Source organism: Mesorhizobium cantuariense (assembly GCF_042647205.1).
GTDB lineage: Bacteria > Pseudomonadota > Alphaproteobacteria > Rhizobiales > Rhizobiaceae > Mesorhizobium > Mesorhizobium cantuariense.
Genome location: NZ_JBHRVD010000001.1, coordinates 2226060 through 2246127, shown reverse-complemented (window position 1 = coordinate 2246127; position 20068 = coordinate 2226060). Strand labels below are relative to the sequence as shown.

Annotated in this window: 15 protein-coding genes and 1 tRNA gene; 10 read left to right on the top strand and 6 right to left on the bottom strand. The window is 63.3% G+C overall.

All coding sequences use genetic code 11. From position 1 onward, the window contains the following. Window positions 1-278 precede the first annotated feature (278 nt). On the top strand, window positions 279-1721 hold the full coding sequence (locus tag ACFOJ9_RS10315; protein WP_378978781.1) for a methylmalonyl-CoA mutase subunit beta: 1443 nt from the start codon (window positions 279-281) through the stop codon (window positions 1719-1721). After that, window positions 1718-3841 carry a methylmalonyl-CoA mutase gene (gene scpA, locus ACFOJ9_RS10310; RefSeq protein ID WP_378978780.1) on the top strand — a complete coding sequence of 708 codons (2124 nt, stop codon included), beginning with the start codon at window positions 1718-1720 and terminating at the stop codon, window positions 3839-3841. Before ACFOJ9_RS10315 ends, scpA begins: the two co-directional genes overlap by 4 nt. 12 nt (window positions 3842-3853) lie before the next feature. Here scpA and ACFOJ9_RS10305 read toward each other — a convergent pair. Continuing rightward, a protein-coding gene (locus ACFOJ9_RS10305; protein WP_378977816.1) for an IS630 family transposase occupies window positions 3854-4797 on the bottom strand; the annotation gives its coding sequence in 2 pieces (ribosomal slippage) (window positions 3854-4462 and window positions 4465-4797; 942 coding nt in all). 149 nt (window positions 4798-4946) lie between these two features. Here ACFOJ9_RS10305 and ACFOJ9_RS10300 point away from each other — a divergent pair. After that, window positions 4947-5171: an AbrB/MazE/SpoVT family DNA-binding domain-containing protein gene (locus tag ACFOJ9_RS10300; protein ID WP_378978779.1), complete on the top strand. Its 225-nt coding sequence runs from the start codon at window positions 4947-4949 to the stop codon at window positions 5169-5171. A 34-nt stretch (window positions 5172-5205) separates the two neighbouring features. Here ACFOJ9_RS10300 and greA read toward each other — a convergent pair whose 3' ends face one another. After that, window positions 5206-5679, bottom strand: coding sequence for a transcription elongation factor GreA (gene greA / locus ACFOJ9_RS10295; RefSeq protein ID WP_378978778.1), 474 nt, complete (start codon window positions 5677-5679; stop codon window positions 5206-5208). A 121-nt stretch (window positions 5680-5800) separates the two neighbouring features. Here greA and ACFOJ9_RS10290 point away from each other — a divergent pair, with 121 nt between their 5' ends. Further along, window positions 5801-7177: a TIGR03808 family TAT-translocated repetitive protein gene (locus ACFOJ9_RS10290; RefSeq protein WP_378978777.1), complete on the top strand. Its 1377-nt coding sequence runs from the start codon at window positions 5801-5803 to the stop codon at window positions 7175-7177. On the opposite strand, the gene ACFOJ9_RS10285 is transcribed toward ACFOJ9_RS10290, so the two are convergent. Then, window positions 7170-8174, bottom strand: a complete 1005-nt coding sequence (locus ACFOJ9_RS10285; RefSeq protein ID WP_378978776.1) for an asparaginase — start codon at window positions 8172-8174, stop codon at window positions 7170-7172. The two genes, ACFOJ9_RS10290 and ACFOJ9_RS10285, sit on opposite strands and share 8 nt — an antisense overlap. 28 nt (window positions 8175-8202) lie before the next feature. Continuing rightward, complete coding sequence (locus ACFOJ9_RS10280; protein WP_378978775.1) at window positions 8203-9369, bottom strand: acetyl-CoA acetyltransferase; 1167 nt, start codon at window positions 9367-9369, stop codon at window positions 8203-8205. Window positions 9370-9568: 199 nt separating this feature from the next. On the opposite strand from ACFOJ9_RS10280, the gene betI reads away from it, so the two are divergent. The 5 genes from betI (at window position 9569) to betB (ending at window position 15963) form a co-directional block, all read left to right on the top strand. Continuing rightward, window positions 9569-10159, top strand: coding sequence for a choline-binding transcriptional repressor BetI (gene betI, locus ACFOJ9_RS10275; protein ID WP_378978774.1), 591 nt, complete (start codon window positions 9569-9571; stop codon window positions 10157-10159). Next, window positions 10156-11685 (top strand): choline-sulfatase, encoded by a 1530-nt coding sequence (gene betC, locus ACFOJ9_RS10270; protein ID WP_378978773.1) that lies wholly within the window; start codon window positions 10156-10158, stop codon window positions 11683-11685. The genes betI and betC overlap by 4 nt, the downstream gene beginning before the upstream one ends. Further along, window positions 11685-12692 carry a threonine/serine dehydratase gene (locus ACFOJ9_RS10265; RefSeq protein WP_378978772.1) on the top strand — a complete coding sequence of 336 codons (1008 nt, stop codon included), beginning with the start codon at window positions 11685-11687 and terminating at the stop codon, window positions 12690-12692. Before betC ends, ACFOJ9_RS10265 begins: the two co-directional genes overlap by 1 nt. 3 nt (window positions 12693-12695) lie before the next feature. After that, window positions 12696-14348, top strand: coding sequence for a choline dehydrogenase (gene betA, locus ACFOJ9_RS10260; RefSeq protein ID WP_378978771.1), 1653 nt, complete (start codon window positions 12696-12698; stop codon window positions 14346-14348). A 151-nt stretch (window positions 14349-14499) separates the two neighbouring features. Continuing rightward, window positions 14500-15963, top strand: a complete 1464-nt coding sequence (gene betB / locus ACFOJ9_RS10255; RefSeq protein WP_378978770.1) for a betaine-aldehyde dehydrogenase — start codon at window positions 14500-14502, stop codon at window positions 15961-15963. Between the two features lie 7 nt (window positions 15964-15970). On the opposite strand, the gene ACFOJ9_RS10250 is transcribed toward betB, so the two are convergent. Together ACFOJ9_RS10250 and ACFOJ9_RS10245 are read right to left on the bottom strand one after the other, a co-directional pair. After that, on the bottom strand, window positions 15971-18211 hold the full coding sequence (locus tag ACFOJ9_RS10250; protein ID WP_378978769.1) for a mannose-1-phosphate guanylyltransferase/mannose-6-phosphate isomerase: 2241 nt from the start codon (window positions 18209-18211) through the stop codon (window positions 15971-15973). 11 nt (window positions 18212-18222) lie between these two features. Then, a complete protein-coding gene (locus ACFOJ9_RS10245) occupies window positions 18223-19743 on the bottom strand; it encodes a phosphomannomutase/phosphoglucomutase (protein WP_378978768.1) in 1521 nt (506 codons plus the stop codon). A 201-nt stretch (window positions 19744-19944) separates the two neighbouring features. Between ACFOJ9_RS10245 and ACFOJ9_RS10240 the strand changes: the two genes are divergently transcribed. Further along, window positions 19945-20021: transfer RNA gene (locus ACFOJ9_RS10240), tRNA-Pro, on the top strand. Window positions 20022-20068: the final 47 nt, after the last annotated feature.

The following is a 20068-nucleotide window of genomic DNA, read 5'->3' as shown; positions in this document are numbered from 1 at the left end:
TCCGCTCTCCGCAAACTGATGTGTTTAAAGCCAGTGGCCTTGCCGCAGGTATAGTGAGGCCGTTGCACAGCGACAATGCCATTCGTTCAAATCGGTTTTTTGGAGCTTGCGGATTTTGCCGCTGTTTGGCAATCGTTCATGGTTCGTCCACGCGGACTGACCTATATCTGATGGATCGAATCCGGGCTCTGAAAGCGCATTGCAATTGCGATATCGGACCTGGGACCGTAGACTGAACCGCTCCCGGCTGGTGCGGCCGCATGAAACGAGGAGGACGGATGGGCGCCGGAGCCTTGATCGAGGACGTTGAACCCGAGAACGCCGAGCGCCAGCGCTGGCTGGCCTTGGCGGAAAAAGCGCTGGCCGGCGCATCCTTCGAGGAGAAACTGGTCTCGCATAGCGATGACAACATCCGCATCGAACCGCTCTACGACCGCAGCACCGCAGCGGAACCGATCGTGCGTGCAAATCCGAAATTGCCCTGGATCGTCAGCCAGCGCATCGACGATCCGGACATCGACCGTGCCAGTACCCAGGCACTGGAGGACGTAGCACAAGGCGCTACGGGATTGTCACTTGTCTTCGAAGGGGCACCGAACGCGTTCGGCTACGGCCTGCCGAGAACGACGAAGGCGTTGGAGACGGTGCTGGACGACGTACCGCTCAACCGCGTCCAGGTTCGCATCGACGCACATCCCTGGAGCCGCGCCGTCGCTGACTGGCTGGTGGCGTTCCTGAGCAAGCGCCGGTCGGACCCGGCAAAGCTCAACCTTTCCTTCGGCATCGACCCGGCGGCGATCTTTGCCGGAACCGGCCGGTTGCGCATGTCGATCGAGGCGCTGCAGGCCTCGATGCCGCAGTCGCTGGCACATTTCTTCTCGATGGGCGTTCCGGGCGTGCTGCTGGAGGCAGACGGGCGTGTGTTCCACAACGCCGGTGCGACAGAGGCGCAGGAGCTTGGCATCATGCTGGCTTCGGCTGTCTCCTATCTCAGAATGTTCGAAACGGCGCGGCAGCCGCTTGTCTATGCCGCACCCCATATCGGCTTTGCGCTCAGCGTCGACCAGGACCAGTTGCTGTCGATGGCCAAGGTGCGGGCCCTGCGCAGACTCTGGGCACGGGTGCAGGAAGCCTGCTCGATCCCGACATCCACCGCCAACATCCATGCCGAGACGTCGTTTCGCATGATGACGGCGATGGACCCGGAGACCAACATCCTGCGCACCACCATTGCCTGCTTTGCCGCGGCGTCCGGCGGCGCCGATTCGATCTCCATCCTGCCGCACACGATCGCGCATGGCCTGCCGGCGGGGTTTGCCCGTCGCGTTGCCCGCAACGCGCAGCTGATCATGGCCAATGAAAGCCATATCGATCATGTCGCCGACCCAGCCTATGGCTCCGGCGCGGTCGAGGCACTGACCTCGGAACTGTGCGAGCTGGCCTGGGCGGAGTTGCAGACAATCGAGGCCGAGGGCGGCGTCTTGTCCAGCCTTCAGGACGGACATATCCAGAAACGCGTCCACACGGCGGCAGCACAGCGCAACGCGGCCTATCGGGCAGGCGAGCGGACCATTATCGGCACCACGCTCTATCCCTTGAAAAACGAACGTCCGGTCGAGACGCTGGCAGCGGAACGCCGGCCGGCCTTCACCGAAGGCGTTGCCGTCTGCGAGCCCCTGTTTCCGGTCCGCATCGACCAATCGATCGGAGCCGCCTCTTGATCCCTGATTTCAGCCAGATCGGCTGGGTCCCGCCACGCCGCGCACCCGTCGAGGTCAAAGGCCAGCGGACGACGCCGGAAGGTCTTGTCGCCAAGCATCTGTACAATCAAAGCGATCTCAAGGGATTGCCGTATCTCGACACCTATCCGGGCCTGCCGCCCTTCGTGCGCGGCCCCTACCCGACCATGTATGTCCAGCAGCCCTGGACGATCCGGCAATATGCCGGCTTCTCGACAGCCGAAGAATCCAACGCCTTCTACCGGCGCAATCTTGCCGCCGGCCAGAAAGGGCTGTCGGTCGCCTTCGATCTTGCCACGCATCGCGGCTATGACAGCGACCATCCACGCGTCGCCGGCGATGTCGGCATGGCGGGCGTCGCCATCGATTCCATTCTCGATATGCGGCAGCTCTTCGACGGCATTCCGCTCGGCGAGATGACAGTATCGATGACGATGAACGGCGCGGTGCTGCCGATCATGGCGCTCTATATCGTCGCGGCGGAAGAACAGGGCGTTGCGCAGAAGGATCTTGCCGGCACCATTCAGAACGACATTCTGAAGGAGTTTATGGTCCGCAATACCTACATCTATCCACCCAAACCCTCGATGCGGATTGTTTCGGACATCTTCTCCTATATGTCGAAGAACATGCCGAAGTTCAATTCGATATCGATCTCCGGCTATCACATACAGGAGGCCGGTGCGACGGCCGACCTGGAACTCGCCTATACGATCGCCGACGGCATCGAATATGCCCGCGCCGGCGTCGCGGCGGGCCTCGATATCGACCGCTTCGCGCCGCGCCTGTCCTTCTTCTGGGCGGTCGGCATGAATTTCTTCATGGAAGTCGCCAAGCTCAGGGCCGCGCGCCTGTTGTGGGCGACGTTGATGAAGAAGAATTTTGCGCCGAAGGACGAGCGCTCGCTGTCGCTGCGCACCCACTGCCAGACCTCAGGCTGGTCGCTGACGGCGCAGGACCCCTACAACAACATCATCCGCACCATGATCGAGGCGATGGCGGCGACGCAGGGACACACGCAGTCGCTGCACACCAATTCCTTCGACGAGGCGATGGCGCTGCCGACCGACCACTCGGCGCGCATCGCCCGCAACACCCAGCTCATCCTGCAGATGGAATCCGGCACCACGCGCGTCATCGACCCGTGGGGCGGTTCGGCCTATCTCGAACGGCTGACGCACGACCTGGCAGCGCGTGCTCTTGCCCATATCGAGGAGGTCGAGGCGCTCGGCGGCATGGCCGCGGCGACCGAGCAAGGCATTCCCAAGCTGCGCATCGAGGAAGCCGCCGCGCGCACGCAGGCGCGCATCGATTCCGGCGAACAGATGCTGGTCGGTGTCAACGCGCATCGTCCCGAGACCGACATCGAGGTCGACGTGCTGAAGATCGACAATGCCGAAGTCAGGGCCCGACAATTGTCGAAGCTGCAACGGCTGAAGGGCACACGCGACGTCGGCGACGTCGAGAGCGCACTCGATGCGCTGACCCGTGCCGCGCAAGGCAATGAAAACCTGCTGGAGTTCGCCATCCGCGCCGCGCGCGCCAATGCCACGGTCGGTGAAATCTCATTTGCGTTGGAGAAAGCCTTTGGCCGCCACGTCGCCACGGTGCAGACCATTTCCGGCGTTTATCGCAAGGCCCTCGGCGATAATTCAGTGGTCGACGGACTGCAGGACAAACTTGACGCCTTCGAGAAGAAATCCGGCGGCAAGCCGCGCATCCTCGTCGCCAAGATGGGACAGGACGGCCACGACCGTGGCCAGAAGGTGATCGCCACGGCCTTCGCCGATCTCGGCTTCGATGTCACCGTCGGCGCGATGTTCCAGACACCCGATGAGATCGCCAGGCTGGCGGTGGCGCAGGATGTCCATATCGTCGGTGCTTCATCGTTGGCGGCGGGACACCTGACGCTGATCCCCGAGTTGCGCGATGCGCTGAAAAAGCTCGGCCGCGGCGACATGCTGATCGTCGCCGGTGGCGTCATTCCACCGCAGGACTATGATGCCGTGCTGCAAGCCGGCGCGGCGGAAATCTTCCCGCCGGGCACCGTCATTCCGGAAGCGGCGGATCGTTTGCTGGACCGGCTGCTGGCCACAGACTAGAGCGGGATGAGATTAGTTTCGGTCATAGCCGGAGTTTTCGAAGTAGTGTGAGCACTCTGCCGGTGTGACGCGATTGAGGGTTTGGCCGATCGCGTCGCAGACGGCTTCGACGGTTCGGCTTGCGGCCTTTCTCAGCCAGTGCTTGAGCTTTGAAAAGAGCTGCTCGATCGGATTGAGGTCGGGCGAGTATTTCGGCAGGAAGAAGAGCCTTGCGCCGGCGGCGCGTATGGCGCGGCGCACCGCCTTGCCTTTGTGCGAGCCGAGATTGTCCATGATGACTATATCCCCCGGCTGGAGGGTCGGCGCGAGAACCTTCTCGACATAGAGGAGGAACCTCTCGCCGTTGATCGGCCCATCGATCAGCCAAGGCGCATCGACGCGATCGTGGCGCAGCGCGGCCAGGAAGGTCATGGTCTTCCAGTGGCCGTGCGGCACTTTGGCCTTGATGCGCTGGCCCACCGGCGCCCAGCCCCTGAGCGGCGACATGTTGGTCTTGGTCCAGGTCTCGTCAATGAAGACCAGTCGCGTGGGATCGATCCGGCCCCGATACTTCGTCCACTGCAGCCGCCGTCGCGCGACATCGGGACGATCCTGTTCGGCGGCGATCAGCGTCTTTTTTTGTGAGTGAGCTTCTCGGCATGCACGAACTCCCATACCGAACGGTAGTCGACCTTCAGACCACGCTCACCAAGCTCGGCCACAAGGCCGCGCAAGGTGAAGTCCCCGTCGTGACAGCGCTCGATCAGCCAGTCGCGCCACGCTCCCGAGAGTTTCTTCGGTTTGTAGCCGCCCACCTGGCGAGGCGCGGCACTGCCAGTCTCTTCAACACGCTTAAGCCACGCAATGGCCGCGCTATAGCTGACGCCAAATCGAGCCGCCGCGGCGCGCCGCGAGAGCCCTTCCGTCTTAACCGCGGCGACAACCCGCTCGCGAAGGTCCATCGAATATCCTGCCATCCATACTGGCCTCCTCCAGTATGAAGGTTGAATCAGAACAAAGGTGATTTGGGAATCCCACGACTCTTACAAATCCCATCCCGCTCTAGGGCTGCTGCATCCCTGAAAAGGTTGTGCTAGACTGACACTGCAACCAAGGTGCAGTAACCGTGAAGACGACCATTCACAAGCTCGACGACGGATCAGAAGCCCTAATCTTGCCGCGGGAAGTGCTCGATAATTTGAATCTGCAAGTAGGCGATCAGCTCCAGATCGTCGAAACTGATGACGGCATCATTTTAAGACCGGTGGCCGACAGCTTCGAACGACAGATGAAGGCCGCCCGTGAAGTTATGGACAAATACAAGGCTGGACTTCAGAAGCTGGCCGAATGATCGGAGCCGATCGGCGCACCTGAGATGAAACGCGCTAGCTATCCGAGAGCTTGACGATTTCCCATTCATTGCCGTTGACGCTGGCCACGTCGCCGACCTTCTTGCCGAACAGAGCAAGCGCCATCGGGGAGACATGGGAAATGGTGCCCTTGGCCGGGTCAGCTTCATCCTCGCCGACAATCTTCCAATGCACCTTCCTGCCGTCATCGCCCTCAAGCGTGGCGCCCATGCCGAAGCGCACCAGGTCGCTGCCCGGCTCCGGCACGGAGAGCTCGGCGCTTTCGCGCCGGGCGGTCCAGTAGCGCAGATCGCGTGACACCACCGCGATGCGCTCGCGGTCCGCCTTCCTTTCGGCTTTCGCCAATATGTCGCGCAGCTCAGCCAGATTCTCCTCGATCTGTGCCAGGCCATGCTCCGTCACCAGATTGCGGTGCTGACTGATCGGCCGCTCGCCGATGCCGGCGATGGCATTTTCGCTGTCTTCCTCGCGAGTGAAAGCTCTGCTCATTCCCTGAACTTAGGCGCGGAAAGGCTGCTCGACAAGCCATTGTCGTTGCCCTCGACGGGAGAGGCAAACCGTCTGGCACGAATCCTGCGCTATCAGGGTTGAACACTGGGATCCTGTGCCGATGTTGAACAGACGAACGCTGCTGACCGGAACCGCCGGCTTTGCCGTCATGGGCCTTGCGCTTGGCAAGGCGGCGGCCGCGAGCCTGACCGACATCGAGAAAGCCTCGATGCGCGGCTCGATCAATGCCACCGAACTCGGCGTGCAGCCCGGCACCTTCGACGATCAGAGCAAGGCCTTCGCCAAGCTGCTGCGCGACGCCAACGACCGCGACATGCCAGTTTTCCTGCCGCCCGGCACCTATGTGGTGTCCAACCTCTCGCTGCCCGGCCGCGTGCGTCTTTCCGGAGTGCCGGGCGCAACGCGGATCGTCTATGGCGGCGACGGTCATCTGTTCATGGCCGAACAGGCCGGCCATATCGAACTCAGCGGGCTGGTCTTCGACGGTGCAAACCGCTCGATGGGCGATTATGCGCAAGGGCTGCTCGATCTGCGCCGGGTCGCGCATCTGGTCGTCGACAATTGCCAGATCACCGGCAGCGGCAAGAACGGACTGGCGCTGGAACACGCGACGGGCCGGGTCGAGCGCTCGGAGATATCGGGGGCTGCCGATGCCGGCATCTATTCGGTCGAGGCCGGCGGACTGGCGATATCAGGCAACACCGTCTCCGATTGTGCCAATGGCGGCATCCTCGTGCACCGCTGGCAGGCGGCGGAAGACGGCACCATGGTCACCGGCAACCGCGTCGAACGCATCCAGGCGCGCAGTGGCGGGACGGGACAGAACGGCAATGGCATCAACGCCTTTCGCGCCGGCAATGTTGTTATTTCGGGCAATATCGTCTCGGACTGCGCCTTTTCGGCGATCCGCGCCAACAGCGCCAGCAACCTGCAGATATCGGGCAACACCTGCTCGCGCTCCGGCGAAACGGCGGTCTATTCCGAATTCTCGTTCGAAGGCGCCATCATCAGCAACAACATCGTCGACGGCGCCGCCAACGGCATCTCGATCGTCAACTTCAACGAAGGCGGCCGCATGGGTGTCTGCTCGGGCAACATCGTGCGCAATCTGTCGACCAGCGGCCCCTACCCCGCCGACCCGCCAGGGTTTGGCGTCGGCATCGGTGTCGAAGCCGACACCACCGTTTCCAACAACGTCATCGAGAACGCACCGCTCTACGGCATGCAGATCGGCTGGGGTCCCTACCTGCGCAATGTCGTCGCTACGGGCAACATCATCCGCAAGGCCGGAACCGGCATCGTCGTGTCCGTGGTCGAGGGTGCCGGCACGGCGGTCATTTCAGACAATGTCATCGATGGCGCGCTCAACGGTGCGGTTGTCGGCCAGCGCTGGGCCGAGCCGGCAACGGGCGATCTCGCCTCGTCAAACGATACCGGTTATCCGCATCTGACCGTCGAGCGCAATCACGTCAGTTGAGGGCTGCGGTGGGCCTCAGCGCCCCGACCTTGGCACCGTTCCGGCTTTCTATCGGCGCGTTTGCCAGTTCGCTCAGCTTTGACGCCAAGGCCTCGTCGGCGCGGAACAGTTTGGCAAGGACGGCGGCAACCATAGCTTCGCCGGCGCGGCCGGCGCCATCATCGCATTTGAGCGCAATGCCGAGACCAAGTTCCGGAATTGCGGCACAATGGACGCCTTCGGCGCCGCCTTTCGTAAAGATCCGCCCTGGTACGGCCTCCATCAGCGCGACGTCTTCGCGACCGGTGCCGGCCACGAAGAAGGGCTCGGCCATGCAGGCGGCCAGCAACCGCCTTGCGGCCTTGGCTCGCTCGGGGCCAAAACCGTTTGTCGTGGCCATGCGGGCAAAGCCGAGCGCGAAGCTCCTGAGCGGCACCGCATAGGTCGGGATCGAGCAGCCATCGATGGCCCGCTCGTCCGCGCCATGGGCGGCGCCGGTCACCGACTGCATGGCGTCGCGCACCATCTCCTGCAGGCTATGCCCCGGCTTGACATAGCCGCGATGCGCAATGCCGGCGTGGACGCAGGTGCAGAGGAAGCCGGAATGCTTGCCGGAGCAATTGTTGTGCAATGCATTCGGCAAACCGCCGGCGCGGGCGAGCGCAATCTCGGCATTATGACTGGACGGCCAATGCGTGCCGCATTCGAGTGCCGATCCGTCCAGCCCGGCCTTGGCCAGCATGGCGCGCGCCAGTTCGACATGCGCCGGCTCGCCCGAATGGGACGCACAGGCTAGTGCCAACTCGCGGCTGCCGAAGCCATAGGCATCGGCCGCGCCGCTTTCGACCAGCGGCAACGCCTGGATCGCCTTGACCGCCGAGCGGGGGAACACCGGCTTCGACGTGTCCCCGATCTCCCAGACCGGCTTGCCGTCGGCATCGAAGACCGCAACCGCACCGCGGTGGGCGCTCTCGACGATCGCGCCGCGCAAGACTTCGATCAGAACCGGATTTGTCATGGCTACCCCGTAAAAATACGGGCTGCTTCTACCTGATCCGGTCCAATATGGAAACGTAGTTGGCGACCGCCGCACCGCCCATATTGAAGATGCCGCCGAGTTTTGCACCGGGCACCTGAATGCCGCCGGCCTCGCCGACAAGCTGCATGGCGGTCAGGACATGCATGGAGACGCCAGTGGCGCCGATCGGATGGCCCTTGGCCTTCAACCCACCGGACGGATTGACCGGCAGGCGGCCATCCTTGGCCGTCGTGCCATCCAGCGCCAGCTTTGCTCCCTCGCCCGGCTTGGCCAAGCCCATCGCCTCATACTCGATCAGTTCGGCAATGGTGAAGCAGTCATGTGTTTCGACGAAGGAGAGATCGTCGAGCGTCACGCCGGCGTTTTTCAGCGCCCGGGTCCAGGCCTGCTCGCAACCTTCGAAGGTCAGGATGTCACGCTTCGACATTGGCAGGAAATCCTGCACGTGCTCGTTAGCGCGGAAGGCCACGGCACGGCGCATCCTCAGTGCCGTCGCGGTATCGGCAAGAATGAGGGCAGCGGCACCGTCGGAGACCAGCGAGCAGTCGGTGCGCTTCAGGGGACCGGCAACGAACGGGTTCTTCTCGCTCTCCTGGCGGCAGAACTCATAGCCGAAATCCTTGCGCATCTGCGCATAGGGGTTGTCGACGCCGTTCTTGTGGTTTTTGGCGGCGATCATCGCCAGCGCGTCCGACTGGTCGCCATAGCGCTGGAAATAGGCCTGCGCGATCTTGCCGAAGACGCCGGCGAAACCCGCAGGCGTATCGCCATCCTCGGGCAGATAGGACGCCTTGAGCAGGTTCTTGCCGATCTCCGGCCCCGGCGTCGTCGTCATCTGCTCGGCGCCGACCACCAGCACGATGCGGGCGGCATTGGCGTCGATGGCACGGATGCCTTGCCGGACCGCCGCCGATCCGGTGGCGCAAGCGTTTTCGACGCGCGTCGCCGGCTTGAAGCGCAGCCGGTCGTCGGCCTGAAGCACCAGACTGGCGGTGAAATCCTGCGCCGAAAAGCCGGCGTTGAAGTGGCCGAGCACGATCTCATCGACCTCGTCGGGACCGATGCCAGCATGGTCGAGCGCGTCCGTTGCCACTTTGACGATCAGGTTTTCGAGCGTTTCGCCCTCAAGCTTGCCGAAGCGCGAATGCGCCCAGCCAACGATGCATGCGGTCATGGCGGTCTCCATCCTTGGCGCCAGCCTAGCATGTGGGCTCATGGCGCACCTCGCATTTATTGTTCAAATGTAAACAATCCTGTCCGCTTCGTGAAGGGCTGGAAGCAGACAATCGCTTGGTGCAGACGAAGCCAGTGCCGATTTTTTTGTTGATTGACCCGTCAATAAAAAATAATCCTGCTTCAAAGGACCTAGCGAGATGCCGAAAATCGGGATGGAACCGCTGCGCCGCAAGGCGCTCATCGACGCGACGATCTCGGCGATCGGCGAGCGCGGTTCGCTCGACGTCACCATGTCCGAGATCGCTGGGCGCGCCGGCGTGTCGTCAGCCCTTGCCCATCACTATTTCGGCGTCAAGGATGAGCTGATGCTGGCGACGATGCGGCATATCCTGGCCGAACTGACCATCGACATGCGGCGCGCCCTTCAATCCGCTGCCACCCCGCGCGAACGCGTTTCGGCCGTGGTTGCCGTCAACTTTTCCGACATCCAGTTCCAGCCTGAAACCATCGCCGCCTGGCTCGCCTTCTATGTCGAAGCGCAGAAATCGTCGGCCTTGCGCCGACTGCTCAGGGTCTATGCGCGGCGACTGCATTCGAACCTGATGAGCGGGCTGACCGGCATCTTGCCCAGAGCCGAAGCCGACCGCGCCGCCGAAGCGACAGCGGCGATGATCGATGGGCTCTATATCAGGCGGGCGCTGAAGGACGGCGTGCCCGACGCCGCGACCGCGATCGCGCTGGTCGAGGACTATCTCGGAACCAAACTCGGTGAGCGGTGCAAACAGTGACAATGAAGCAACCCAACTTCCTGATCGTCATGGTCGACCAGCTCAACGGCACCTTGTTTCCGGACGGTCCGGCGGAGTTTCTGCACGTACCACATCTGAAAGCGTTGGCCGCACGATCGGCGCGCTTTGCCAACAACTACACCGCCTCGCCGCTCTGCGCGCCGGGCCGCGCCTCGTTCATGAGCGGGCAATTGCCGTCGCGCACCGGCGTCTATGACAACGCCGCCGAGTTCGCCTCATCGATCCCGACCTTCGCCCATCATTTGCGCGCCGCCGGCTATTACACCTGCCTGTCGGGCAAGATGCATTTCGTCGGGCCGGATCAGCTGCACGGTTTCGAGGAACGGCTGACGACCGACATCTACCCGGCCGATTTCGGCTGGACGCCGGACTACCGCAAGCCCGGCGAGCGTATCGACTGGTGGTATCACAATCTGGGCTCGGTAACCGGCGCCGGCGTCGCCGAGATCACCAACCAGATGGAGTATGACGACGAGGTCGTGTTCCTCGCAACGCAGAAGCTCTATCAGCTTTCGCGCGAACAGGACGATGCGAACCATAGGCCGTGGTGCCTCACCGTTTCGCTGTCGCACCCGCACGATCCCTATGTCGCGCGCAAGCAGTATTGGGATCTCTATGAGCATTGCCAGGCGCTGGACCCGGAAACCGGGTTCATCGCGCATGACGAGCAGGATACGCATTCCCGGCGGCTTTACCACGCCAGCGACTATCCCTCTTTCGAGATCACGCCAGAGCAGGTGCGTCGTTCGCGGCGCGGCTATTTCGCCAACATCTCCTATGTCGACGACAAGCTCGGCGAGCTTCTGGGCGTTCTCGAGCGCACTCGCATGGCCGACGACACCATAATCCTGTTCTGCTCGGACCACGGCGACATGCTCGGCGAGCGCGGCCTGTGGTTCAAGATGAGCTTCTTCGAGGGTTCGGCGCGGGTGCCGTTGATGATTGCCGGCAAAGGCGTTCGCGCCGGGCTGATCAAGACGCCGGTCTCCAATCTCGACGTGGCACCGACGCTTTGCGACCTCGCCAGCATCGACATCGCTGCGATCGCACCGTGGACGGACGGCCAGTCGCTGCTGCCGCTCACCGCGGGCATTGAGCGCACCGCGCCTGTGTTGATGGAGTATGCAGCGGAGGGCTCCTGCGCGCCACTCGTTGCAATCCGCGACGGCAAATACAAATTCGTCCATTGCGAGCTCGACCCGCCGCAACTGTTCGATCTCGAAGCCGATCCGCTCGAGCGAAACAATTTGGCCGACGACCCGGCCAATGCTGTCTTGGTGGCGGCCTTCATGGACAAGGTCCAGGCGCGCTGGGACATGGCCCGCTTCGACGCCGCCGTGCGCGAAAGCCAGGCGCGCCGCTGGGTCGTCTATCCGGCGCTACGCAACGGCTCTTATTACCCCTGGGATTTCCAGCCCCTGCAAAAAGCGTCCGAGCGTTACATGCGCAATCACATGAACCTCGACAATCTGGAAGAGAGCAAGCGGTATCCGCGAGGCGAATGATGTCAGACCTTCTAGTCCCCTCCCTCGACCATCTCAAGCGGGCCTATGCAGTCACATCCAGGGCGACACAGATCACGCCGCTGCTGGAATCGACCGCACTGGCCCGCGAGACGGGTGCGGCCCGCGTCTTCATCAAGCCGGAATCGCTGCAATGGGCAGGCTCGTTCAAGGTGCGCGGCGCCTATTGGCGCCTGAAGCAGCTTTCGGCTGACGAGGCCAGGAAAGGCGTCGTCGCCTACTCCTCCGGCAATTTCGCGCAAGGGCTGGCGGCCGCCGGCCAGGCGCTCGGCATTCCTGTCACCATCGTCATGCCGATCGACGCACCGGCCGCCAAGCGTGACGCCACGGCGGGCTATGGCGCTCGCGTCGTGCTGACCGACCATGGCGAGCGCGCGCGGGAAGAAGTCGCGGCCGCCATGGCACGCGAGATCGCCGAGACAGAGGGGCTGGCGCTGCTGCATCCGTTCGACGATCCGGAGATCGTCGCCGGCCAGGCGGGCGCCGGCCTCGAAGCGCTCGACCAGCTTGCCGCCAAGGACGCCAGCGCTGACCTTTTGTTCTGTTCGGTCGGTGGCGGTGGGCTGATCGGCGGCGTTTCGCTCGCCTTCCACTATCTGTCGCCGGCCACTGAAATCATCGGCGTCGAGCCGGAAGGTTTCAATGGCATGGGCTCCTCACTCGCGCATGGCAGCATCGAGACGATGCCGATCGGCCCGAAGTCGATCTGCGACGGACTGATGTCGCGACGGCCGGGCGACGCGCCGTTCGCCGCGGTCAAGACCGCCGGCGTTCGCGGCATCACCGTCGACGATCAATCGGTGCGGCGCGCCATGCGGATCGCTTTCGAACGGATGAAGCTGGTGCTGGAGCCGTCTGGTGCTGCCTCGCTCGCGGCACTGCTTGGCGGCAAGGTGGACGTGCAAGGCAAGACAGTCCTTGTGGTGGCAACTGGCGGCAACGTTTCGCTCGCCGATTTCATCACGCATATGAACGATGGGCGCATATGAACCATGCTTGAAGCAGATTTCGTCATCATCGGCTCCGGCTCGGCCGGCTCGGCCATGGCCTATCGCCTGTCGGAAGACGGCAAGCATTCGGTCATCGTCATTGAATTCGGCGGCAGCGACATCGGGCCGCTGATCCAGATGCCGTCGGCGCTGTCGATCCCACTCAACATGAGCCTCTACGACTGGGGTTTTGCCAGCGAGCCGGAACCGCATCTCGGCGGCCGCGTGCTGGCGACACCGCGCGGCAAGGTTATCGGTGGCTCGTCCTCGATCAACGGCATGGTCTATGTGCGCGGCCACGCCCGCGACTTCGACCATTGGGCCGAAGAGGGTGCGGCCGGTTGGGGCTTCGCTGACGTGCTTCCCTATTTCAAACGTATGGAAGACTCGGACGGTGGCGAGGATGGATGGCGCGGTCACGGTGGTCCGCTGCATGTACAGCGCGGCTCGCGCCGCAATCCGCTCTACGGCGCCTTCGTCGAGGCTGGCCGCCAGGCCGGGTTCGAGCTGACCGACGACTATAACGGTTCCAAGCAGGAAGGTTTTGGGCCGATGGAGCAGACCATCAGCGGCGGCCGCCGCTGGTCGGCGGCATCAGCCTACCTCAAGCCGGCACTCGGGCGCAAAAATGTGAGTCTGGTCAAGGGCTTTGCGCGGCGGGTGATCATCGAGAATCAACGCGCCATCGGCGTCGAGATCGAAGCTCACAAACAGATTCAGGTCGTTAAGGCGCGACGTGAGGTGATCGTCGCCGCATCGTCGATCAATTCGCCCAAGATACTGATGCTGTCCGGCATCGGCCCGGCCGAGCATTTGCGCGAAAACGGCATTCCGGTGGTGGTCGACCGACCCGGTGTCGGCCGCAATTTGCAAGACCATATGGAGCTCTACATCCAGCAGGAATCATTGCTGCCGATCACGCTCAATTCGGTGCTGAACCCGTTCTCGAAAGCACTCATCGGGGCGCAGTGGCTGTTCCTCAAGACCGGGCTTGGCGCCACCAACCATTTCGAAGCGGCGGCCTTCGTGCGCTCGCGCGCCGGCGTCGACTACCCCGATATTCAGTACCACTTCATCCCCGCGGCAGTCCGCTATGACGGCAAGGCGGCTGCGAAGTCGCACGGCTTCCAGGCGCATGTCGGGCCAATGCGCTCGAAGTCACGCGGTTCGGTGACGCTGCGTTCGCCGGACCCGAAATCCAAGCCGGTGATCCGCTTCAACTACATGTCGCATCCAGACGACTGGACGGAGTTCCGCCACTGCATCAGGCTGACGCGCGAGATCTTCGGGCAGTCGGCGTTCGATCCCTATCGGGGCAAGGAAATATCGCCGGGCAGCCACATGCAGTCAGACGACGATCTCGACATATTCATCCGGGATCATGCCGAGAGCGCCTACCATCCTTGCGGCACCTGCAAGATGGGCCGCGCCGACGACATGATGAGCGTCGTCGATCCGGAATGCCGGGTCATCGGCATCGAGGGACTGCGGGTTGCCGATTCCTCGATCTTCCCGCGCGTTACCAACGGCAACCTCAACGCGCCGTCGATCATGACCGGCGAGAAGGCATCCGACCACATCCTTGGCCGCACGCCGCTGGCGCCGTCCAACCAGGAGCCATGGATCAATCCGCGCTGGCAGGTATCAGACAGATAGAGCATGATCCGTCGAACGTTCCGCTGGCGCATGATCCCGAAATCGGATTCGATTTTCGGAAAGATCATGCGCAAAATTGGGGTGCTGCAGCGTCCTTTGCGCGTCCAAGAGGACGCGCGGCGCTGCAGCGAAGACGATTTGGAGACCTCCCATGCGCGCCCAGCCCACGGCATCGCACTATGTCAACGGACGCTACATCGAGGACGAAGGCGGCGCGCCGCTGCCGGTCATCTATCCGGCAACCGGTGAGACCATCGCCATGCTGCGTTCGGCGACGCCGAACGTGCTGGAACTCGCCGTCGAAGCAGCGCGGGCAGCGCAGCCCGCCTGGGCGCGGCTGAAGCCGGTCGAGCGCGGGCGCATCCTGCGCCGCGCCGCCGACATATTGCGCGCCCGCAATGCCGACCTCGCCCGCATCGAGACGCTGGATACGGGCAAGGCTATCCAGGAAACGCTGGTGGCGGACGCCCTCTCGGCGGCGGATTGCCTCGAATACTTCGGCGGCGCGGTCGCCGCCTACAATGGCGAGGCGATAGATCTCGGCGGGCCGTTCGCCTATACAAGACGCGAAGCGCTCGGCGTCTGTGTCGGCATCGGCGCCTGGAACTACCCCATCCAGATAGCCGGCTGGAAATCGGCGCCGGCGCTCGCCATGGGCAACGCCATGGTGTTCAAGCCGTCGGAGAACACGCCGCTTTCGGCGTTGGCACTGGCCGAGATCTACAGCGAGGCCGGGCTGCCCGATGGGCTGTTCAACGTGGTGCAAGGCTATGGCGATGTCGGCGCCGGGCTCGTCGGACACGATGTAGTCGCCAAGGTCTCGGTGACCGGCTCGGTGCCGACCGGCCGCAAGGTGCTGTCACTCGCCGGCTCAAAAATGAAGCACGCAACGATGGAGCTCGGCGGCAAGTCGCCGTTGATCGTCTTCGACGATGCCGACATCGAGAACGCCATTGGCGGCGCCATGCTCGGCAATTTCTATTCGACCGGGCAGATCTGCTCCAACGGCACGCGGGTCTTTGTGCAGAGCGGCATCCACGACCGCTTCGTCGACCGTCTGATAGAGCGGACCAAGAAAATCCGCATCGGCGACCCGCTCGACCCCGAAACCCAGATGGGGCCGCTGGTCTCCAAGGCGCAGCACGACAAGGTGGTCGGCTATATCGAGATCGGCAAGCAGGACGGAGCGACGCTTGCTTGCGGTGGCAACGTGCCTTCGCTGCAGGGTTTCCAGGGCGGATTCTTTGTCGAGCCGACGGTGTTCACCGGCGTCACCGACACAATGCGCATCGCCCGCGAGGAGATTTTCGGGCCTGTCATGAGCGTGCTGAAATTCGACGGTGAGGACGAGGTGATCGACCGCGCCAACGACACCGAATTCGGCCTTGCTGCCGGCGTCTTCACGCGCGACCTGCCGCGCGCCCACCGGGTCATCGCCGAGTTGCTGGCCGGCACCTGCTGGATCAATGCCTACAATCTGACGCCGGTGGAAATCCCGTTCGGCGGCTTCAAGCAGTCAGGCATTGGCCGCGAGAACTCGCTGGCGGCGCTGGCGCTCTATTCGCAGCTGAAGTCGATCTATGTCGAGACCGGGGACGTGGCGAGCCCGTACTGATCCAGCCCTACGCCTTCGGGTCCGCCGTCCCATCCAGATACTGGGTCAACGCACAGACCAGATGATAGAAGATGCTGGCAGGGACGTCTGTCGCCAGCGAACGGCCGCGCTCGTCGATGCGGTCGATCCACAGGCCGAGCGGTGCGGGGTCGATATGCCAGCGGAACAGCCTGCCGACGCGCGCCTCGATCTCAGGCTTCAGGTCCGGCCCGCCTGAGCCGTCCAACGCAATCGCCGCCTTGATCGCTTCGGCCTGCGGCCAGCTGCGTGATATCAGGTCGAGCGGCAGGCCCTGCCGCGAGACGGCGCCATAGGCAAGGCCGGTGGCGCGGTTGAGGCCATTGGCGATGGCCGAGGCGTAGAGTTTCCTGGCAAAGCCGCTCAGCTCGGCCTGGCCGCTGCGCCCGGCGAAATCGACCAGCAATGAGGCCCATTCGAAATGGTGGCCGGGCTCGGTCCATGAGCCTTTCTCGCCGGCGGAAGGTTTCCATTCGGCATCGAAATACTCGCCAAGCGTCCAGCTTTCCGGATCGAAGAAATGGCTGCGGAAGAGGTCGATGATGCGCGCCGCGCGGCGCAGATGGGCGCGCTCGCCGGTCGCCTGATACCAGGCAAGAAATGCCTCGAGCAGATGCATGTGCGGGTTGGAGCGGCGCTCGCCCTCCCCGTCCGACGTTTCGAGGAAGCCGGTCATGCGGCTGTCTTCGAGATGCGCGTCGAGAAAGGCGAAGGTTTCCTCGCCAAGCCGCAAGGCGTCGGGATTGCCCGACATATGCGCGTGCGCCAGCGCCAAAAGCACGCAGGAATGATCGTAAGCATCCTCGGTGGCGTCATAGACCGAACCGTCGACATTCAGCGTGCGAACCCAGCCGCCCTTGTCGGTGCGACCTTTCCCGGCCATGAAGGCGATGCCGTGGCTGATCAGCCGGTCGGCCGGACCGTCCCAACCGCGCGCGCCGGCGACGGCGAAGGCATAGACCTGCCTTGCCATGGTGCGCATGCGCTTGGGCTTCATCAGCGGCGAGGCGTCAAGGCCGAGCGCTTCGTGAAAACCGCCATGGCGCTCGTCGACGCCTGATGTCGACCACAGCGGCAAGGTCTCCTGAAACAGCCAGTGATGCACGCGCCGGCGCCAGGCGCCGCTTTCGATGACGCGGTCATGCGCCGGCGTGAACCGGGTTTCCAGCCGGCCTGATTTTTCGAGCTGCTCGACGATCTTCTTGACGTGCTGGCTATGGCTGACCGGAGCGACGAAGGTGGCGTCCGATGTCGAGACGATGGCGACATCCTTCATGCCTATCGCCGACAGCAGGCGGCCGTCACTGCGGATGTAGGAGTTCTCGCAATCGATGGCGACGACATCGCCGATGATGACATTGCCCTTGTCGTCGGCAGGGCCAACATCGAGCAGCGACTGCCACGAGCCGAGATCGTTCCAGCGGAAGCCGGCCGGCACCATGGCGATGTCTCTTGCCCGCTCCATGATGGCGTAGTCGATCGAGTTCGACGGGATGGCGGCGTAGAGCTCAAGCGGCATATAGAGGCCGGACAGATCCGATGTCGCCGCCTTGTAGGCTGCTTCGGTGGCCTGCCAGATGTCCGGCTGGAGCGCCATAAAGGCGTCGCGCATGGCGCCGGCGCGAAACAGGAAGATGCCGGTGTTCCAGTAGAAAGTTCCGGCCTTGAGATAACTCTGCGCAGTCACAAGATCGGGCTTTTCGACAAAGCGTGAGACATCGAAGGTGCCGCCGCTTTCGGCCGCGACCTCGATATAGCCGTAGCCGGTCTCGGGCTGTGTCGGCTTGATGCCGAACACCACCAGCCTGCCCTCGCGTGCCGCCACGGAACCCGCTTCGACGCTTTGCCAGAACTGGCTTGCGGTTGATATCTCGTGATCCGACGGCACCACCAGCACCAGGCTGTCGCCGAATTCGGAGAGCGTGCGCAGCGTCGCCAGCGCGACGGCAGCGGCCGTGTTCCGGCCGATCGGCTCGAACAGCGGACCGCCGCCGGCGAGGTCGAGGCCGGCAAGGTCGGCATGGACACGGTCGGCGTGACGCTCCGCGGCGATCAGGAAGATCGGCGTTTCGCCTTGCGGCCGGGCCGTCAGTCGGCGCAAGGTCTTGGCCAGCATCGAGCCATCGCCCGACAGGTCGTGGAACTGCTTGGGATTGTCCTCGCGCGACAGCGGCCACAACCGCGAGCCGACGCCGCCGCTCATGACAAAACTGACGATCCGCTCGGTCATTCAATTACCATTCAAAAGGTCTGGTTGTAGGCGCCGACTTCGGAGCTGCGGCGCAGCACCGCGTCGACGGCGTCGAACATCTGCCGGCGACGCTGCGACGATACCGGGCTTTCGACGACCACCACGAGCTCCGGCTTGTTCGACGAGGCGCGCACCAGCCCCCAGGTGCCGTCCTCGGCTACGACACGCACGCCGTTGACGGTGATGAGATCCGCGATCTTCTGGCCGGCGAAAACCATTCCATCCCGCTTCATGGCCTGAAAGTCGGCAACCACCCGCTCGACCACGCCATACTTCACATCGTCCGCGCAGTGCGGCGACATGGTCGGTGTGCCGAAGGTCAGCGGCAGCGCGCGGTAGAGATCGGCCATCGAACTGCCGGGGTTGCGATCCAGCATCTGGCAGATGGCGATGGCGGTGACCAGCCCATCGTCGTAACCACGGCCGATCGGCGGGTTGAAGAAGAAATGGCCCGACTTTTCGAAACCGGCGACGGCGCCGAGTTCGGCGACCCGGCGCTTGATGTAGGAGTGGCCGGTCTTCCAGTAGTCGGTGACGGCGCCGTTGGCGCGCAGCACGCTGTCGGTGTTGAACAGGCCGGTCGACTTGACGTCGACGACGAAGGTCGAGCCCGGATGCTGGCTGGAAATATCCCGCGCCAGCATCACCCCGACCTTGTCGGCAAAAATCTCATTGCCTTCATTGTCGACGACGCCGCAGCGGTCGCCGTCACCGTCGAAGCCAAGGCCGACATCGGCACCTGATACCAGCACCTTGTCCCTGATGGCATGCAGCATCTGCATGTCCTCAGGATTGGGATTGTAGCGTGGGAAAGTGTGGTCGAGTTCGACATCGAGCGGGATGACCTCACAGCCGATGCGTTCCAATGCTTGCGGGGCAAAGGCGCCAGCGGTGCCGTTGCCGCACGCGGCGACCACTTTCAGCTTTCGCGTGATGCGCTTGTCGCGGGTCACATCGTCGAGATAGGTCGCGCGAAAATCGCGGACGAAATCATAGGAGCCGCCGCCGGCGAGGTCGAAATCGCCGGCCAGCACGATCGCCTTCAGCGCACTCATCTCTTCGGGGCCAAAGGTCAGCGGCCGCGCCGCGCCCATCTTGACGCCGGTCCAGCCATTCTCGTTGTGCGAAGCGGTCACCATGGCGACCGAGGGCGTATCCAAGGCGAACTGGGCGAAATAGGCCATCGGCGACAACGCCAGGCCGATGTCCCGCACGCGGGCGCCGGCGGCCATCAGGCCGGACACCAGCGCCAGCTTGATCGACAGCGAATAGGAGCGGAAATCATGTCCGGTGACGATATCTGGACCGGCGCCGAGACGGCGAATCAGCGTGCCAAGCCCCATGCCGAGCGCCTGGACGCCGATCAGATTGAGCTCCGGTAGTTGCGCGGAGCCGGGATGGCCGAACCACCAGCGCGCATCATATTCGCGAAAGCCGGACGCCTTGATCAGCGCTTCGGTTTCGAACTCGAAACTGTTGGGCCGGGCGTCGCCAACGATTTTTGGGGGCAAGACAGCAGAACTCCAGGCGGCAGAAAATACGATCTATCGAGGGCTGCTGCTTAACACACAAGGCTTTAAGCCACGTTTATCCCGGACCGAAATCCGGGCTTGGCGGAAATGCCCGATGAAAGCGGACGAAATGCGACAGAAGCGCTGCCATTGCCGCTTGCAGGAACGAAGTGTGGCGGCTATAAGCCCGCGGTCTGGTCACGGAGTGTAGCGCAGCCTGGTAGCGCACCTCGTTCGGGACGAGGGGGTCGCAGGTTCAAATCCTGCCACTCCGACCAGAAAAAACAAAGTGTTAGTTGCCTTCCCGAAAATCCACGGCAACGAA

What these genes read in the sequence shown, in the direction of transcription:
- greA (WP_378978778.1), bottom strand. Translation starts at nt 5,679, where the DNA reads ATGAGCAGAGCTTTCACTCGCGAGGAAGACAGCGAAAATGCCATCGCC.
- betI (WP_378978774.1), top strand. Translation starts at nt 9,569, where the DNA reads ATGCCGAAAATCGGGATGGAACCGCTGCGCCGCAAGGCGCTCATCGAC.
- ACFOJ9_RS10265 (WP_378978772.1), top strand. Translation starts at nt 11,685, where the DNA reads ATGTCAGACCTTCTAGTCCCCTCCCTCGACCATCTCAAGCGGGCCTAT.
- ACFOJ9_RS10280 (WP_378978775.1), bottom strand. Translation starts at nt 9,369, where the DNA reads ATGACCGCATGCATCGTTGGCTGGGCGCATTCGCGCTTCGGCAAGCTT.
- betB (WP_378978770.1), top strand. Translation starts at nt 14,500, where the DNA reads ATGCGCGCCCAGCCCACGGCATCGCACTATGTCAACGGACGCTACATC.
- ACFOJ9_RS10250 (WP_378978769.1), bottom strand. Translation starts at nt 18,211, where the DNA reads ATGACCGAGCGGATCGTCAGTTTTGTCATGAGCGGCGGCGTCGGCTCG.
- ACFOJ9_RS10290 (WP_378978777.1), top strand. Translation starts at nt 5,801, where the DNA reads ATGTTGAACAGACGAACGCTGCTGACCGGAACCGCCGGCTTTGCCGTC.
- ACFOJ9_RS10285 (WP_378978776.1), bottom strand. Translation starts at nt 8,174, where the DNA reads ATGACAAATCCGGTTCTGATCGAAGTCTTGCGCGGCGCGATCGTCGAG.
- betA (WP_378978771.1), top strand. Translation starts at nt 12,696, where the DNA reads ATGCTTGAAGCAGATTTCGTCATCATCGGCTCCGGCTCGGCCGGCTCG.
- ACFOJ9_RS10315 (WP_378978781.1), top strand. Translation starts at nt 279, where the DNA reads ATGGGCGCCGGAGCCTTGATCGAGGACGTTGAACCCGAGAACGCCGAG.